The organism is Rhodococcus triatomae (assembly GCF_014217785.1).
GTDB lineage: Bacteria > Actinomycetota > Actinomycetes > Mycobacteriales > Mycobacteriaceae > Rhodococcus_F > Rhodococcus_F triatomae.
In genome coordinates, this window is the sequence record NZ_CP048814.1 from 424,949 (window position 1) to 441,950 (window position 17,002).

A 17,002-nucleotide genomic window follows, 5' to 3' on the forward strand; every position below is an offset into this window, starting at 1 on the left:
CCGCTCACACGCCCCGGGGGCAGACCCGCGCCCGGAACCGTTCCCGACCGTGCGAGCCTTCCGGTCGTGCCTCGGCCCGCGGTTTGGCACGATGCGAGATGTGAGTGACGCCCCCGACACATCCGCGACCCCCGACCGCCCGTCCGAGGTCACGGTGGAGCCGTGGTGGCTCGACGCGATCTTCTACCAGGTCTATCCCCGATCGTTCGCCGATTCCGACGGCGACGGCGTCGGCGATCTGACCGGTGTCGAGAACATGCTCGGCTACCTCGAGCTGCTCGGGGTGAACGCCCTGTGGCTCAGTCCGGTGATGCGCTCGCCGATGGCCGACCACGGATACGACGTCTCCGATCCGCGGGACATCGACCCCCTGTTCGGCGATCTCGCGGCGATGGATTCGCTCGTCGCGGCCGCCCACGCACGCGGGATGAAGGTCACCATGGACCTCGTCCCCAATCACACCAGCATCGAGCATCGCTGGTTCCGGGAGGCCCTCGCGTCGCCGCCCGGCAGCCCCGAACGCGAGCGCTACTTCTTCCGTGACGGCCGGGGACCGGACGGCTCCGAACCACCGAACAACTGGCCGAGCATCTTCGGTGGACCCGCGTGGACGCGGGTCACCGAGCCGGACGGTTCCCCCGGCCAGTGGTACCTGCACATCTTCGCCCCCGAGCAACCCGACCTCAACTGGGACGATCCCGACGTCGTCGCGGATCTGCACGCGACGCTGCGGTTCTGGCTCGACCGCGGAATCGACGGATTCCGGATCGACGTCGCGCACGGGATGGCGAAGCCCGCCGGGCTCCCCGACCACGACTGGAGCGACAACGAACTGCTCCACAACACCGACGACGACCCGCGATTCGACAATCCGGAGGTCCACGAGATCCACCGGGGCATCCGGAAGGTTCTCGACGAGTACCCCGAGGCCATGACCGTCGGCGAGATCTGGGTCCGCGACAACGAGCGCTTCGGCGAGTACATCCGCCCCGACGAGCTGCACCTGGGATTCAACTTCCGTCTCGCGGAGGCACCCTTCGCCGCCGACGACGTGCGAGCCGCCATCGAGCAGTCGCTGGCCGCGGTCGCGCAGGTGGGCGGCACCCCCACCTGGACACTGTCCAATCACGACGTGGAGCGCGAGGTCACCCGCTACGGCGGCGGTGCGGTGGGCCGCGACCGCGCTCGGGCGATGCTCCTGGTGGAGCTCGCGTTGCCCGGCGCGGTGTTCCTGTACAACGGGGCCGAACTGGGGCTCCCCAACGTGGACCTGCCCGACGACGCCTTGCAGGATCCGGTGTGGGAGCGCTCCGGCCGTACCGAACGTGGCCGGGACGGCTGCCGGGTTCCGTTGCCCTGGAAGGGAACCGAACCACCGTACGGCTTCACCACGGGGCAACCGTGGCTGCCGATGCCCGACGACTGGGCGCCGTTGACGGTCGAGGCGCAGCTCGAGGACGTCACCTCGACGCTGTCGCTGTACCGCTCGGCGATCGAGTTGCGAGCGAATCGACCGGAGTTCGCCGGCCCGGAAGTGGACTGGTACGGCAGCCCCGCGGGGTGCTTCGCGTTCCGGCGCCGAGAGGGTGGGCTCACCTGCGTGCTCAATGCCACGAGCGGGCCGATCATGCTGCCTCCGGGGACCCTGTTGCTCTCCAGCTCCCCGGTGGTGGAGGGGCAGCTGCCTCCGGATTCCGCCGCGTGGCTGATCTGAGTCGTCAGCGCGTCACCGTGAGCGGAATCGAGCCCCGCCGGTGCCGGTACACCGACCCGAACCGCGCGTCGAGGCGCACCCACGACGCACTCGCCCGCACCCGCACCGGATCCTGCTGCTCCGCCGCCGGTGGATCGGACGGAATGAAGCCCATCGCCGTGAGCGCGAACACCAGCCGCATCGGAATGGGCACCCGATCGCCCGCGCCTTCTATCTCGAGGACCTGCTGATCGAGCAGGGACGCCGGCGGGCCGTGTGCACTCGAGTGCTCCTCGGCCAATTCTGCCCCGCGCCTGGCCAGTTCGACGAAGGCGTGCGCCGGGACGTCGTCGACGTGGGCGTATCCGTCGGCCGGCGGCAATGCGCCCCGCCAGGACGAGTCCATCGGGAATCCCAGGTCGATCGTCCCGGGAACGTCGAGCGCGGCGAGCAGGTGATCGGCCGCGGCCACCGCATCCGGCACGGGCAGCGCACCGGCGAAGGTGCGCATCGCGAGGGCGTCGAACCCGGTCTCGGACCAGACGGTGACCAGCCGCTCGCTGCGCCGGTGCAGCCGCACGACGGCCGCCTCGTCCAGGCGCAACACGCGCCTCAGGTACGCCCCGAGATCGGCGCGCTCGGAGTCGGCCAGTACCAGTCCCCGTTCGGACAGGAACCCGTCAGTCACGCAGCCAGCTCTCGAGGTACTCGCGCTCGGTGTCGGTGAGGCGGCGCAGACGCTGGGTGTCGATGTCGAAGGCGGCGATCTGGGTGGAGGCCACGATCGACGGGGGCACCGCCAGGTCGGCGCCCTTGGGCCGCACCTCGTAGCCGATCGTGAAGTCCACCGCGCGCACCTTCTCCACCCACATCAGGACGTCCAGCGGGGTGTCCGAGTGGCGGAGCTGGCCGCGGTACCGCACGTGCAGATCCGCGATCACCGCTCCGTCGCGCAACGTCACCGTCGGGCGATGGTCGTCGAACAGCCAGGGAATCCGGGCCTCTTCGAGGAGAGTGACCATCCGAGCGTGGTTGATGTGCTGGAAGACGTCCATGTCCGACCAGCGGACCTCGACCTCCGCGTGATACCCCTCGCTCACCTGTCATACCTCCGATCGGGTGCCACCCGCGCGCACCATGCTCCGAACCTGCCGCGCCGCCACGGTCAGCGTCGCGAGGTCCAGGGTCCCAGACTCGCCGATGTCGCGGAGCGCCGACCTGGCCCGGGCGATCCTCGAGGCGTTGATCGACTCCCAGTCGCCGATCTTCTCCCTCGACGTCTCGCCCGGCTCACCGTCGGCGAGTACCTCGAAGGTCAACTGTCTCAGCGAGGAGTAGAAGTCGTCCCGCAACGCCAGCCGCGCCAGCGAGTTCCAGCGATCCCCGCGAGGGAGTTCGGACACCGAGGTGAGCAGGGACCCGATGTGCAGGTGCTCGTCGAGCGCGAAGTACAGGTCGGCGACCTCCGTGGTCTCGCGTTCGGCGATGTCGGCGATGTCACAGATGTCGAGGAACGCGAACCCGTGCAGCCGCCGGAACACGTCGAGGGTGAGATGCCCGGGAGCACCCGCGTCCACCAGTGGCCGCGCCCGGCGGAGGAGATCGTCCTGCTGCTCGGGCAACATCAGGGTGGGGAGCAGCGGCAGCAGCGCACGGACGTGGTCCCGGTACCGGGAGATCTCCGCGCCCACCGCGAGCGGCTGCGGCCGGTGCGCGAGGAACCATCGGGACGCCCGGTCGAGGAGGCGGCCGGTCTCGAGGACGAGCGCGTCCTCGACCGCGGCCGACAGGCCCGCCGAACGCACCAGCTCCCACAGGTCGGGGAGGCCGAAGATCTCGGTGACGATCGCGTACGCCCGGATGGCGTCGGTGCCCGACGCCCCCGCGTCCTCGCGGAGCCGGTAGACGTAGGTGATGCCGCCACCTTCGACCGCCTGGTTCGCGAGCATCGTCGCGACCAGTTGCCGCCGCAGGGGATGCGCCTCGATCTGATCGGCGAAGCGCGCGCGTAACCGGGCCGGGAAGTACCGCGGCAGGCGTGGGGCGAACGTGCTGCTGTCCGGGAGCCCGGTCGCGAGCAACTCGTCCTCGAGCGCCAGCTTCACGTGCGCCATGAGAGTCGCGAGCTCCGGGGACACCAGCCCACCGCCCTCGTCCTTGCGGCGGACGATCTCCGCGTCCGAGGGCAGGGCCTCGAGTTCGCGGTCGAGGCCCCGGTCCGCGACGAGGTGGTCGATCAACCGCCGGTGCACGTCCGCCGTCTGCGGTGCACTCGCGCGCGACACACCCATCAGAGCGTTCTGGCCCCGATTGTCGTCCAGGACGAGTTCGGCCACTTCGTCGCTCATGTCGGCGAGCAGCGGATTGCGTTCGGCGACCGCGAGTTCCCCCCGGCCGACCGCCGAATCGAGGAGCACCTTCAGGTTGACCTCGTGGTCGGAACTGTCCACTCCCGCCGAATTGTCCAGCGCGTCCGTGTTGATCCGGCCCCCGGCGAGGCTGTACTCGACCCGCCCCAGCGGAGTGATCCCGAGGTTGCCGCCCTCCCCGACGACCCGCGCGCGGAGTTCGTCGCCGTTCACCCGCACCGCGTCGTTGCCCTTGTCGCCGACGTCGCCGTCGGTCTCCGACGACGCCTTGACGTAGGTTCCGATACCGCCGTTCCACAGCAGGTCCACCGGGGCCCGCAGGATCGCCCGAATCAGCTCGGGAGGCGACAACTGCGTGACCGTCTCGTCGAGCCCCAGCGCCTCGCGCACCGCGGGGCCGACCGGCACCGACTTCAGGGAACGCTCCCACACTCCCCCGCCTTCGGCGATCAGGCTTCGGTCGTAGTCCGCCCAGGTCGATCTCGGTAGCTCGAACAGGCGGCGGCGCTCGGCGTACGACGGAGCCGGGTCGGGATCGGGGTCGAGGAAGATGTGCCGGTGGTCGAAGGCGGCAACGAGCCGCAGATGCGCGCTGAGCAACATGCCGTTGCCGAACACGTCGCCGCTCATGTCACCGACACCGGCAACGGTGATCTCGGCCCGATCGGCGTCGATGCCCAGTTCCCGGAAGTGCCGTTGGACGCTCACCCAGGCCCCGCGCGCCGTGATCCCGAGTTCCTTGTGGTCGTACCCGGTCGAACCACCCGAGGCGAACGCGTCACCCAGCCAGTACCCGTACTCGGCGGCAAGGGAATTGGCCAGATCGGAGAACGTCGCGGTTCCCTTGTCGGCCGCCACCACCAGGTAGGTGTCGTCGCCGTCGCGGCGAATCACTCGGGGCGGGGGCACGACGTCGCCGGAGACGAGGTCGATGTCGTCGGTGACGTCGAGGAGCCCGGAGACGAACGCGCGGTAGCACCGCGCGCCCTCCTCGGCGTACGCACGCCGATCGGCCGCGTCGTCGCCGGTGGGTGTCGGCGGGTTCTTCACCACGAAGCCGCCCTTGGCGCCGGCCGGGACGATCACCGCGTTCTTGACTTCCTGTGCCTTCGCGAGGCCGAGGATCTCGGTACGGTAGTCCTCCCGACGGTCCGACCAGCGGAGCCCGCCTCGCGCGACGGACCCGAAACGCAGGTGCACTCCCTCCAGGTCCGGCGCGTACACGAAGATCTCGAACATGGGCGCGGGTCGGGGCAGCTCGTCGATCGCGCGGGGATCGAACTTGAGCGAGAGCCGATCGAGGGGATTGCCCTGCGTGTCCCGGACGAAGTAGTTGGTGCGCAGGGTCGCCCGGACGAGTCCGGCCAACGCACGCAGGATGCGGTCGGCGTCGAGGCCGACCACGGCCCCGATCCGCTCCGCGACACCCTCGTGCAGATCCGTCACCCGTTCCGGAGCATCCAGGTCGGGATCGAACGTGGCCTCGAACAGTTCGACGAGCATCCGGGCGGTCCGCGGATGCTCGATCGCCACACCCTCGATGTGGTACTGGCTGTACGGGAAAGTGACCTGCCGTAGATACTTCGTGTACGCCCGCAGGATCACGGCCTGACGCCACGTCATCCCCGCCCGCAGCACCAGTTCGTTGAACCGGTCCACGGCGGCGCGGCCACGCCACATCGCCTCGAAGGCGTCGGTGAATCGCCCCACCGCGGTCTCGTCGATCTCCACCGCAGCCAGGTCCGCGGGCACGGACAGCCCGAAGTCGTATATCCAACAGTAGATCTCGCCGTCCCGCCGCAGCCCGTAGGGCCGCTCGTCGTCGACCTCCACGCCGAGGCTCTGCACCAGCGGAAGTACCCGCCCCAGCGAGACGGACGCGCCGTCGACGTACAGGGCGAACCGCCATCGGCCGGCCGGCGTCCGGTACAGCGACACATCGATACCGTCCGGTGCCAGCCGTGCCACCCGCACGGCGTCCCTGGCTGCCCTGGCGGCGTCGAAATCCTCCTTGTAGGCATCGGGAAGGGCCTCGACGAACTGCCGGACGCCGGCGGTGTCGAAGTCGGGGTGCGCATCGAGGAGTTCGTCGAGACGATCCTCCCAACTGCGGCTGACAGCGGTGAGTCGTGCCTCGATACGTTCGCGCTCCGCCTCGGACACCTCGAGCGTGTGCGGGGGGCGCGGCGGATCGTTCCGGATGGTGACGTGCAGCAGCGCGAGGTCGGAATCCGTGACCCGCGCCGAGTATTCGAGGTCCCCGCCCCCGAACTCGTGCCGGAGGATGTCCTGCATCGCCCTGCGCACCGCCGTCGTGTAGCGATCACGCGGCAGGTAGACCAGGCACGAGACGAACCTGCCGAAATCGTCCACCCGCACGAACAACCGCACTCGGCGGCGCAGCCCCACGCTGTGCACGGCGCTGACCGTGTCGAACAGCAGGTCGGTACTGCTGGAGAACAACTCGGCCCGCGGGAAGGATTCGATCACCTCCAGCATCGTCTGCCCGGAGTACGAGTTCAGCTCGTACCCGGAGCGGGCGATCACGTCACGGACCCGGCGCTCGATGAGGGGAATCTCGAGTACGTTCTGGTGCATCGCGGTGACCGTGAAGACACCGAGGAAGCGGTGCTCGCCGATCACCTCGCCGTCGCGGTCGAGGATCCGCACCCCGACGAAGTACGGGTAGGTGTCCCGGTGCACGGTCGCCGGGTAGGTGCCCTGAGTGAGGACGAGAAGTCGCCGATCGTCACCGAGCGTGTCGGACATCCCCAGGATCCGGTCGTCCAGCGCGGTGTCCGTGCGCATCACGCCCAGCCCGCTGCCCGGAACGATCTGCAGTGTCCGCGCACCTGCCTCACCCTGTGGCCGCATCTCCAGCCGGCGATAGCCCAGGGCGGAGTAGTTGCTCGACGCCATCCACCGCAGCAACCGTGCCACGTCGTCCAGATGCTGCGGAGTCACCGCCGGATGCGGCGCCCCGGCGAGGAGTTCGTCGGCGACGGCGTTCTCGGTCGCCCGTAGCGCGTCGGTGTCGCGGACGACCACCCCGACGTCGTCGAGCACTCGCGGCACCCGGGATTCGAGTGCATCGAGCGTGGCGGCATCGGTGTGCGGATCGAGTTGGACATGGATCCAGGACTCGGCGGCCCCGCCCACGGTGGCGGCGTCGGAGTCGAATCCGACGTCCACGAGTGTGCCCGCATCGTCCCGCCGCACCGTGAAGATGGGGTGGATGAGCTCGGACACGCCGATGCCGAGACGGTTGACCAGGGCGACGAGGGACTCGATGAGCAGAGGCATGTCGTCGACGACCACCTGGATGCACGCACCCAGCCCGGTTCCCGGGCGATGCACCCGCACCGACACCGCACCGGGTCGGCGGACCCGGGCGAGCTCGAGATGGGCTGCCAGCACGTCTTCGGGGGCGGCGGTGCGGCTGTCACTGTCGCCCCGGTCCGCGTGCGCGAAGTACTTCGCCCACAACGGTCGAGCCTTGTCCCGCAACGCATTCGGCAACAGCGATGCCAGTGCATCCGACGACGGTGCGAGATCACCCGCGCCGTGTGGATCCGGTGCGTCGTCGGGCTCCGCCATGGGGCGTCACATCCTCGGGTCGGGTCATCGCTGACTACTGCGAGAGTAGCCGCGGCGACCCGGCCCGAGGCGGAACTCGGGCGGCCGCGCCGTCAGTGCGCGACCGCGGTGTCCAGATGCGATTCGAGGACTGCCCGCTCGTTGGCTCCCAGGGGCCGGGACGTCTCGGTACGGCGATCGAACGCCACCAGCACGGCGTCCCCGAAACCGCAGGTCACACCGTCCCGGCTCTTCACCACATGACGCAACGTGTAGGACGAGGTACCGACGTGCAGCACCGAGACCTCCACCGTGAGCGGCCCCGAGTCGTCCGTGACCGGCACGAGGAACTCGACGTCCATCTTGCGGACGACCGAGGCCCGCGGCCGCTCGTCACCCTCTGCCCCGGAGAACGCGTGGGTGAAGAACTGGATCCGGGCCTCCTGCATGTACTCGATGAAGCGAGTGTTGTTGACGTGGCCGAGGCGATCGGAATCGCCCCAGCGCACCTGCACCTGTGCCTCGTACACGTCAGTCCCTCGTCAGCTTGCGGTGGGTGACGCGATGCGGACGCGCCGCCTCGGGGCCCAGCCGATCGATCTTGTTGGCCTCGTAACCCTCGAAGTTGCCCTCGTACCAGTACCAGGAGGCCTCGTTGTCGGCGTGGTCGCCTTCCCAGGCCAGGATGTGGGTACACGTCCGATCCAGGAACCAACGGTCGTGGGAGATGACCACGGCGCAGCCCGGGAACTGCTCGAGAGCGTTCTCGAGCGAGCCGAGCGTCTCCACGTCGAGGTCGTTGGTGGGCTCGTCGAGCAGGATCAGGTTGCCGCCCTGCTTGAGCGTCATCGCCAGGTTGAGGCGGTTGCGCTCACCGCCGGAGAGCACGCCGGCCGGCTTCTGCTGGTCGCCGCCCTTGAAGCCGAACGAACTGATGTAGGCGCGCGACGGCATCTCCGTCTGCCCCACCTGGATGAAGTCGAGGCCGTCGGAGACGACCTCCCACACCGACTTGTTCGGGTCGATGCCCGCACGGTTCTGGTCGACGTAGCTGAGCTTGACCGTCTGGCCGACCTTCACCTCGCCGCCGTCCGGCTCCTCGAGCCCGACGATCGTCTTGAACAGCGTGGTCTTACCGACGCCGTTGGGGCCGATCACGCCGACGATCCCGTTGCGCGGCAACGTGAACGACAGGTCCTTGATGAGGAGCCGGTCGTCGAAGCCCTTGTCCAGGTGCGAGACCTCGACCACCACGTCACCGAGCCGCGGCGGGGCGGGGATCTGGATCTCCTCGAAGTCGAGCTTGCGCGTCTTCTCCGCCTCGTTCGCCATCTCCTCGTACCGGTCCAGGCGGGCCTTGTTCTTGGCCTGGCGCGCCTTGGCGCCGGAACGCACCCAGGCGAGCTCCTCCTTGAGGCGCTTCTGCAGCTTCTGGTCCTTCTTGCCCGAGACTTCGAGGCGCGCGGCCTTCTGCTCCAGGTAGACGGAGTAGTTGCCCTCGTAGGCGTACAGACGGCCGCGGTCGACCTCGCAGATCCACTGGGCGACGTGGTCGAGGAAGTACCGGTCGTGGGTGACGGCGAGCACGGCGCCGGGGTACGACGCGAGGTGCTGCTCGAGCCACTGCACGCTCTCGGCGTCGAGGTGGTTGGTGGGCTCGTCGAGCAGCAGCAGATCCGGCTTGCTCAACAGCAGCTTGCACAGCGCGACGCGACGCTTCTCGCCACCGGACAGGTGGGTGACCATCTCCTCGGGCGGCGGACAGCGCAGCGCGTCCATGGCCTGCTCGAGCTGCGAGTCGATCTCCCACGCGTCGGCGTGGTCGAGCTTCTCCTGCAGGTCGCCCATTTCCTCCATGAGCTCGTCCGAGTAGTCGGTGGCCATCAGCTCGGCGATCTCGTTGTACCGCTTGAGCTGGACCATCACCTCGCCCATGCCCTCTTCGACGTTCTGCCGGACGGTCTTGGCCTCGTCGAGCTGCGGCTCCTGCATGAGGATGCCGACGGTCGCGCCCGGCGCGAGGAAGGCCTCGCCGTTGCCCGGCTGGTCCACCCCGGCCATGATCTTGAGGATGCTGGACTTACCCGCGCCGTTCGGTCCCACCACGCCGATCTTGGCGCCCGGGTAGAAGCTCATGGTGACGTCGTCGAGGATGACCTTGTCACCGTGCGCCTTGCGCACCTTCTTCATGGTGTAAATGAACTCCGCCACGCTGTAAATCTCCTAGCTGGGGGTGATGGCTTGCGACCTGGGAATCCTTCGGCGGATCCCCCGGCAGGGCACTCGGGTATCTGATGTCGAATTCTCTCGGCTCGATGCTATCGGAACCGCACGGGCAGGCCCGACGGTGCACTCGTCCGGGCGGCCGGGTCACCGCTCCGGCTCGGTCCCCGCATCGCGTGTCGCCGGCACCTCGCCGTTGGGGGTCACGGCACCCGTGCCCGAATCGTCCGCGTGCGACTCGGTCGGTTCCTCGCCGTCCAGGTCGTCCAGGTCGTCGTCGAGGTCCTCGTCGGAGAGCGGCGGCTGCTCCGAGTAGTAGGGCGGTCCGGGTATGCGCTCCTGCCGGATCAGGCTGCGCGGGCCCCGCACCTGTTTCCACTGTTTCGTGACCGGGACGAGCGGTTCACCCAGGTCGGTGCGCAAGCCGCGGACGAGGCTGTAGATCATCAGGAAGCCGAGCACGAAGAACGGCAGCCCGATGACCGTGATCACCTGTTGGAGCGCTTCGAGCCCGCCTGCGCCCGTCGCCGCGAGCATGGTCGCCGCGACCGCACCCATGACGATCGCCCAGAAGACCTTCTGCCGGGTGGGCGCCGGCTCCTCGTCGCCGTTGCACATCATGTCGACCACCAGCGCGGCCGAGTCGGCCGACGTGGTGAAGAAGATGATGATGATGAGTACCGCGAAGGCCGACATGAACGTCGTCCACGGGAAGGACTCGAGGAAGCCGAACAGCGCCCCCGGTATGTCTCCCTCGCCCACCACCCGCTCCACCAGTCCGCCCGGACCGTCCGTCTCGACCCGGAAGGCCGACAGGCCGAACACGCTGAACCACACCAGAGAGAACCCCGCCGGGAGCAGGAGCACTCCGCCCACGAACTGGCGGATGGTCCGTCCTCGCGAGATCCGGGCGATGAAGATGCCGACGAACGGCGACCAGGTGATGGTCCACGCCCAGTAGAAGACGGTCCACGTGCCCTGCCAGCCGCTGTCGTTGAACGTGTCGTTCCAGAACGCCAGCTCCGGCAGACGAGTGAGATAGTTGCCCGCCGCCTCGATCGTCCCGCGAACGAGGTACAGGGTGGAACCGGTGACGATCACGAAGACCAGCAGCGACACCGCCATGACGATGTTGATGTTGGACAGCCGCTTGATCCCTTTGTCGAGCCCCAGCGTCACCGACACGATCGCGATGCCGATCACGATGGCGATGAGGACCACCTGGACGAAACCCGTCTCGTCGATGCCGAAGAGCGTGTTCAGTCCGCTGTTGAGTTGCAGTGCACCGAGGCCGATCGACACCGCGATTCCGAAGACGGTGCCGATGACGGCGGTGATGTCGATCGCCTTGCCGATCGGTCCGTAGATCCGTGCCCCCAGCAGGGGTTGGAAGATCGAGCTCACCCGCGGCGGCAGCTTGCGCTTGTAGATGAAGTAGGCGAAGCCCAGGCCGGGCAACGCGAAGATGGTCCACGTGTGCAGCGTGAAGTGATAGTTGGCGAAGGCCAACGCTTCCTGCGCCGCCGCGGTGGACTCCGGCTCGACGTCCTGCATCGGCGGGTTGGCGTAGTGGCTGATGGGCTCGGCCACGCCCCAGAACATGAGGATCGAGCCGATCCCCGCGGCGAACAGCATCGCGAACCACGTCGCCGTCGAGTACTCCGGACGTTCGTCGTCGTTACCCAGCCGCACGGAGCCGTATCGGCTGACCGCCACCCACACGAGGAACAGCAGGAAGAACGTCACGCCCAGGACGTAGAACCAGCCCAGCGTGGTCAGCAACCAGTCCGACGCGGCCCCGAACACGGTGTCCACGAAGTCCGTGAACGCGATGGTGAGCACCACGAACAGCAACGACGCGGCAGCCGCCGAGAAGAAGATCGCGGGCGTCGTCCTCAGGCCGAGCTTGCGTGCCAGCGTGTTCGGGTTTCGGGTCATCCTCGTATCTCCCGCCTCTGGACTGCATCGGAGGGTACAGACTGGCAGGGATCACGCCCGCCCGCGCGGATTCGCGCGGGACGTTCGAACAACGTGACTCACCTCATGCGGCGCGGTCGGGAACCGGCTCCGGTACCGACCCGACCGTGACCGGCAGCGATTCGGGTGACGTCGCGACCGGATCCGGGACTGTCTCCGCCGATGCGGGCTCGCTCCTGCGGTCCACCCGCCGCACGGCACAGCGCGCGAGATCCGGGCCCACCCCCACGGCGCGCATCTCGATTCCCGAGCGCTGCGCTCCCTCACGGGTCACGTACTCGTCCGAGCGGATGTCCCCGTAGACGAGAACCGGGTCGCCCTTGTCCAGTGACGCGGAGACGGCGACCGCGAGCCGGCCCCAGCAGGTGACGGTGAGGTAGAGCTTGCTGCCGTCGACCCATTCGCCCGACGCCTGGTCGCGGCGGCGGGCGGTGCTGGCCACCCGGAAGCTGAGTACCTCGTCGCCGCCCGGCGTCCGCCGTCGGTGCGGCGTGGTGACGACCGTTCCCACCACTGTCGTATAGGACTCGAACATCGTGATTCCCCCTCCACTCGGTACGCCGTGATCCGGCATCTTTCGAGCATGGCCGAGATCCGTGCCGCACGGTGGGGTGGAGTGCGAACTGGGGACAGATCTCGCGGCTGTGGACAAGTACCAGGCGACGACGCCCGCTCCCGCCTGCGTGTCGGGCCTTCCTGCTATCCGCCCCGCGTGACCGGTTTCGCGCTCGTGCACCGCGTGCGGCTTCGTGCACCCCCATCCGCTGGCAGCTAGGGGCGCACGGAGCGAGCCGGGGTGCGAGCGACGAGCACAGCGCGGCTCGCCTGTCGGTGACGTCCCGGATCAGCGGCCGGCCTCACGCTCGCGCTCACGCCGAGCGAGCTCGGCGAACATCGCGTTGTGGGCGGCGAGGTCGGCGTCGTGATCGCGCTCGGCGGCCCGGTCGACCCTGGTCGCCGTGCGCTGGTCGCTGCGCGACCACTGCACGAGCAGGGCGAGCATCACCACCACGAGTGGAATCTCGCCCGTCGCCCAGGCGATGGAGCCGCCCAGCTTCTGGTCACCGAGCAGATCGTCGTTCCAGCCCAGGCCCAGCGATCGGTAGAACCACTCCCCCATGACCACCGAGGTGCTCATGAGCGCCACACCGAAGAACGCGTGGAACGGCAGCGACCCGAAGACCATGCCCAGCTTGGCGACGGGCTGGACCTGGCGCGGCGCAGGGTCGATGCCGATCGCCACCCAGTAGAAGAGGTATCCGCTGAGCAGGAAGTGCAGGTTCATCAGCAGGTGCGCGGCGTGCGAGTCCACGGTGGCCGCGAAGACACCGCCGAGATACAGCACGTAGAAGCCGCCGACGAACAGTGTGGCCGCCACCAGCGGATGGGTGACGAATCTCGAGTAGGGGCTGTGCAGCGCGGTGAGGATCCATTCACGGGGGCCGGGTGGGGCGTCCTTGCCTGCGGGCCGGAAGGCGCGGAGCGCCAGCGTCACCGGCGCACCGAGGACGAGCAGCACGGGGCCGAGCATCGACAGCGCCATGTGCGCGCCCATGTGCACGCTGAACACCGCGGGCGAGTACCGGCCCACGCCGGACGAGGTGGCGATCAGCAGGACGGCGCAACCGCAGATCCAGGCGATGGTGCGGCCGACCGGCCAGCTGTCACCGCGCCGACGGAGGGTGAGCACACCGATCAGATACACGGCGGCGAACACGAGCGCCGCCGTGCCGAAGATCAGGTCGAAGCGCCACTCGGTGGCGAGCCGCACGAACGTCGGCGGCCCGGACAGGTTGTAGCCGAGCTCGACCTCCGCGACCGTCGGGATGGACGCGGGCGGTGGGGGCGGCGTCCGGCCGAGCCCGACCGCGAGCCCGATGGTCGCGGCGAACACGATGATCTCGCCGCCGGCGAAACGGATCAGCGCGCGGCGGCTGGACGGATCGGCGGCGAGCGCGGGGAGGCTGCGTCGCCGCTGGACCCACCCGAAGACGCCGAGCACGGCGAGCGCGACGACCTTGGCCACGACGAGTCGGCCGTAGGTGGTGGTGAACAGGTCCGACAGCGGCAACCGCACGAGCGAGTTGACGATGCCGCTGAACGCCATCACCACGAAGCACACCGTGGCAACGGCAGAAAAACGACGGGCGGCGACGTCGGTGTAGGCACCCTTCCGGCGGGCGTGCGCGAGCAGCGCGAACAGCCCGCCTGCCCACAGCGACGCCGCGACGAGGTGCATGATCATGCTGTTCGTCGCCATGTCGTGGCTGCCGCCGGCCGAGGAGTGCCCGGAGAACGCGAGCGGCATGAGCCCGCCGATCGCGACGACCAGGATGATGGGTGTCCACCACCAGCGCAGCACCACCCGCGACCAGATCGCGATCACGACCGCGATGATCGCCGTCCAGCGCCAGGCGTCGGCCATCTCGACCTGACTGATCGCGGGGAACAGATTGGCGGGTTTCACCGATTCACTGAAGGGCTGCCCCGAGGTGTCGGACAGGGTGAGCGGGACGAGCACTGCCGAGCACGCGGCCCACACGACCGCGGCATACGAGGCGGTGCGCACCGCGCGGTAGCCGTCCACATCGAGGACGCCGGACTTCTGTGGAGGGACGAAGAACGCCGCGAGCAGCAGCGAACCGATGGCGATGACCGCCGCGATCTCGGCGACGGCACGGACCGCGGGCAGCCCGTAGGTGGTGATCGGCCCCGGATCGGGGATGCCGAGCAGAACCAAGGCCTCGGAGGCGGAGAGCCCGACGACGAGCGCCGCGACCATCCCCGCGATCAGCCCCGAGACCACGAAGATCGGCGCGGATCCGGATCGAGCGGGAGCCCGCGGCGCGGTGTCGGAGGGAGCGAGGTCGGTCGTGGACATGTAACCAGGGTAAGACGCGGTGCCACCACCTACGACACCGCGTCGGAGACGCGTATCGAGTCAGCGTCGGAGACGCGCGTCTACTCGGCGTCGGAGACGCGGATGTCCACCGGGCTGCTCGGGCTGTCGGCTCGACCCGATCTCCCCTCCGGGTAATATGCCGTCTGCGCCTCCGTAGCTCAGTTGGATAGAGCAAGAGCCTTCTAATCTCTAGGTCGCAGGTTCGATTCCTGCCGGGGGCACCAACTTCTGACCTGTGCTCCCGGCCTCGCCCCGGGGCGCCCCGGACCAGCCCTCAGAGACGAACCAGCATCTTGCCGGTGTTGACGCCCCGGAAGAGGTCGAGCAGCGCCCGGGGCGCCTGATCCAGTCCTTCCACAACGGTCTCCTCGACGCGCAGGGTTCCGTCGGCGATCCATTCGGACGCCTGGCCGATGTACTCCGGAAAGCGGTGCAGATGGTCGCTGACGAGCATGCCGCGCAGGGTCAGTCTCTTGGCGTAGGCGCGGAAGAAGTCGCGCGGACCAGGCGCCGCGCCCTCGCTGTCGTACTTGCCGATGGCACCGATGAGTGCGATTCGCCCGCCGATGCGCAGGGCGTCGATGGCGGCGTCGAGGTGATCGCCGCCGACGAGGTCGAGGTAGACGTCGATTCCCTCGGGTGCCGCTGCGGCGAGGTCGGCCGCGAGTTCACCGGCCTGGTAGTCGATCGCCGCGTCGAAGCCGAAATCGTCGAGGAGCCGCTTCGTCTTGTGCGGTCCCCCGGCCGATCCGATGACCTTCGATGCACCCAGCCGCCGCGCGAGCTGGCCGGCCACACTGCCCACCGCACCCGCGGCCGCCGACACGAAGACCACATCCCCCTCCCGCAGCGGGGCGATCTCGGTGAGCGCGACGAACGCGGTCAGGCCGGTCGTACCGAGCGCTCCGAGATGGTCCTCCGGACGGGCGACCGCCGTGTCGATCGGCACCACGGCGGCAGCATCGAGCACCGCGCGGGTGCGCCAGCCGGCGAAGTGCGAGACCGTGGTGCCCACGACGATCTCGGGTGCCGCGGAAGCGATGACCGTCCCGACGGCACTCCCCTCCAGCGCGGCACCGAGTTCGAAGGAGGGCATGTACGACTCCGCCTCGTCCAGTCGGTCCCGCATGTACGGATCGACCGACATCCAGCTGTTCCGCACCAGAACCTCGCCGGCCGAGAGCTGCGGCAGTTCGACCGAGACCAACTCGAAGTTCTCCTGGCGCGGTTCACCGGTCGGGCGCGAGACGAGTCTCAGTTCCTGCCCGTGCCCGGTGTCCAGATCATGTGACGACATGGCGGTTCCTTCCTGTTGCTGCAGAGAGACGGTGGTGTCCGGGAGGTCGTTCGTGTGCGTTGTCACGGCGTCCAGATTCCGGTGGCGGCGGTCGCCGCCGCGTAGTCGGCGAAGTCCCGGGGCTCCCGGCCCAGCGCCTGCCGGACCCCGTCGGAGAGATACGCATCGCCGCCGCTGCGGATAAGCCTGCTCAGGCCGACGACTCCGTCGGCGACGGCGGGCGGGTAGTAGTGCTCGGACAGATGGTCCCGGTACGCCTCGAGCGAGAGCGGCACCGGTCGGATACTCCGCCCGGTGGCCTCGGAGATCGTCCTCACCGCCTCGGCCAGGGTGATCGCGCGCGGTCCGGACAGCGCGTATGTCCGGCCCGCGTGCCTCGCGTCGGTGAGCGCGGCGACCCCGGTCTCGGCGATGTCCTCGGCATCGATGAACGGGTGCGCACCGTCACCGGTGCCGAACGCGAGTTCTCCCGCACGCACGCCGTCGGCGAGGAACGGCTCCTCGCTGAAGTTCTGCGCGAACCACACCGGACGCAGCACCGTCCATTCGAGTCCCGACCGGCGCACGATGTCCTCACGGGCCAGAGACGCCTTGTCCTCGATGTCCGCCCATTCACGCGCCGACAGCAGCACCGCCCGCACCACGCCGGAGTCCGCGGCCAGTGCGATGAAGGAGCGGAGCCGTTCCACGCCGGCTTCGCTGTCGTCGGGGACGAGGTAGACGGCGTGTGCGCCGTCGACCACGGGATACCACGTCTCCTGGTCACTCCAGTCGAACCGCGTGGGACTCCGGCGCGACACCGCTCGCACCCGGTGGCCGAGTGCGTCGAGTCGCGCCGCCACCCGTCGCCCTGTCTTCCCACTCCCGCCGAGAACCGTGATCGTGTGTGTCGTCATGTGATCCAGTCAATGCGATCTCGACAAGACGCTGAATAGTCACGGATCTCATTCCGATACGCATGCGTC

11 protein-coding genes and 1 tRNA gene are annotated in these 17,002 nt (G+C 68.8%); 2 read left to right on the forward strand and 10 right to left on the reverse strand.

Going from position 1 to position 17,002, the window contains the following annotated elements; translation table 11 throughout:
• The first annotated feature begins 91 nt into the window (after nucleotides 1-91).
• Entirely contained in the window at nucleotides 92-1,714 is a 1,623-nt protein-coding gene (locus G4H71_RS02030; RefSeq protein WP_083342890.1) for a glycoside hydrolase family 13 protein, read from the forward strand.
• A 4-nt stretch (nucleotides 1,715-1,718) separates the two neighbouring features.
• Here the strand turns inward: G4H71_RS02030 and G4H71_RS02035 are convergent, their stop codons facing one another.
• From G4H71_RS02035 to G4H71_RS02070, 8 genes are all read right to left on the reverse strand, one after another.
• Nucleotides 1,719-2,366, reverse strand: a complete 648-nt coding sequence (locus tag G4H71_RS02035) for a DUF8185 domain-containing protein (RefSeq protein WP_072739328.1) — start codon at nucleotides 2,364-2,366, stop codon at nucleotides 1,719-1,721.
• A gap of 7 nt (nucleotides 2,367-2,373) precedes the next feature.
• Nucleotides 2,374-2,793, reverse strand: a complete 420-nt coding sequence (locus tag G4H71_RS02040; RefSeq protein ID WP_072739269.1) for an acyl-CoA thioesterase — start codon at nucleotides 2,791-2,793, stop codon at nucleotides 2,374-2,376.
• A gap of 3 nt (nucleotides 2,794-2,796) precedes the next feature.
• Nucleotides 2,797-7,659, reverse strand: a complete 4,863-nt coding sequence (locus G4H71_RS02045) for an NAD-glutamate dehydrogenase (RefSeq protein ID WP_083342891.1) — start codon at nucleotides 7,657-7,659, stop codon at nucleotides 2,797-2,799.
• A 92-nt stretch (nucleotides 7,660-7,751) separates the two neighbouring features.
• Nucleotides 7,752-8,168: an acyl-CoA thioesterase gene (locus G4H71_RS02050; protein WP_072739268.1), complete on the reverse strand. Its 417-nt coding sequence runs from the start codon at nucleotides 8,166-8,168 to the stop codon at nucleotides 7,752-7,754.
• Between the two features lies 1 nt (nucleotide 8,169).
• Nucleotides 8,170-9,849, reverse strand: a complete 1,680-nt coding sequence (ettA, locus tag G4H71_RS02055) for an energy-dependent translational throttle protein EttA (protein WP_072739266.1) — start codon at nucleotides 9,847-9,849, stop codon at nucleotides 8,170-8,172.
• 159 nt (nucleotides 9,850-10,008) lie between these two features.
• Nucleotides 10,009-11,799 (reverse strand): BCCT family transporter, encoded by a 1,791-nt coding sequence (locus G4H71_RS02060; protein ID WP_072739265.1) that lies wholly within the window; start codon nucleotides 11,797-11,799, stop codon nucleotides 10,009-10,011.
• Nucleotides 11,800-11,902: 103 nt separating this feature from the next.
• On the reverse strand, nucleotides 11,903-12,373 hold the full coding sequence (locus G4H71_RS02065; RefSeq protein WP_083342912.1) for a single-stranded DNA-binding protein: 471 nt from the start codon (nucleotides 12,371-12,373) through the stop codon (nucleotides 11,903-11,905).
• Nucleotides 12,374-12,682: 309 nt separating this feature from the next.
• A complete protein-coding gene (locus G4H71_RS02070; RefSeq protein WP_072739263.1) occupies nucleotides 12,683-14,719 on the reverse strand; it encodes a bifunctional copper resistance protein CopD/cytochrome c oxidase assembly protein in 2,037 nt (678 codons plus the stop codon).
• 168 nt (nucleotides 14,720-14,887) lie between these two features.
• Between G4H71_RS02070 and G4H71_RS02075 the strand changes: the two genes are divergently transcribed.
• Nucleotides 14,888-14,964 (forward strand) — tRNA-Arg (locus G4H71_RS02075).
• A gap of 50 nt (nucleotides 14,965-15,014) precedes the next feature.
• On the opposite strand, the gene G4H71_RS02080 is transcribed toward G4H71_RS02075, so the two are convergent.
• Together G4H71_RS02080 and G4H71_RS02085 are read right to left on the reverse strand one after the other, a co-directional pair.
• Nucleotides 15,015-16,037, reverse strand: coding sequence for an NADP-dependent oxidoreductase (locus tag G4H71_RS02080; protein WP_072739324.1), 1,023 nt, complete (start codon nucleotides 16,035-16,037; stop codon nucleotides 15,015-15,017).
• Nucleotides 16,038-16,099: 62 nt separating this feature from the next.
• A complete protein-coding gene (locus G4H71_RS02085; protein ID WP_072739261.1) occupies nucleotides 16,100-16,933 on the reverse strand; it encodes an NAD(P)H-binding protein in 834 nt (277 codons plus the stop codon).
• Nucleotides 16,934-17,002: the final 69 nt, after the last annotated feature.

Coding starts and splice junctions, on each gene's coding strand:
- G4H71_RS02030 (WP_083342890.1), top strand. CDS start 92: ATGCGAGATGTGAGTGACGCCCCCGACACATCCGCGACCCCCGACCGC.
- G4H71_RS02045 (WP_083342891.1), bottom strand. CDS start 7,659: ATGGCGGAGCCCGACGACGCACCGGATCCACACGGCGCGGGTGATCTC.
- G4H71_RS02060 (WP_072739265.1), bottom strand. CDS start 11,799: ATGACCCGAAACCCGAACACGCTGGCACGCAAGCTCGGCCTGAGGACG.
- G4H71_RS02065 (WP_083342912.1), bottom strand. CDS start 12,373: ATGTTCGAGTCCTATACGACAGTGGTGGGAACGGTCGTCACCACGCCG.
- G4H71_RS02070 (WP_072739263.1), bottom strand. CDS start 14,719: ATGTCCACGACCGACCTCGCTCCCTCCGACACCGCGCCGCGGGCTCCC.
- G4H71_RS02080 (WP_072739324.1), bottom strand. CDS start 16,037: ATGTCGTCACATGATCTGGACACCGGGCACGGGCAGGAACTGAGACTC.
- G4H71_RS02085 (WP_072739261.1), bottom strand. CDS start 16,933: ATGACGACACACACGATCACGGTTCTCGGCGGGAGTGGGAAGACAGGG.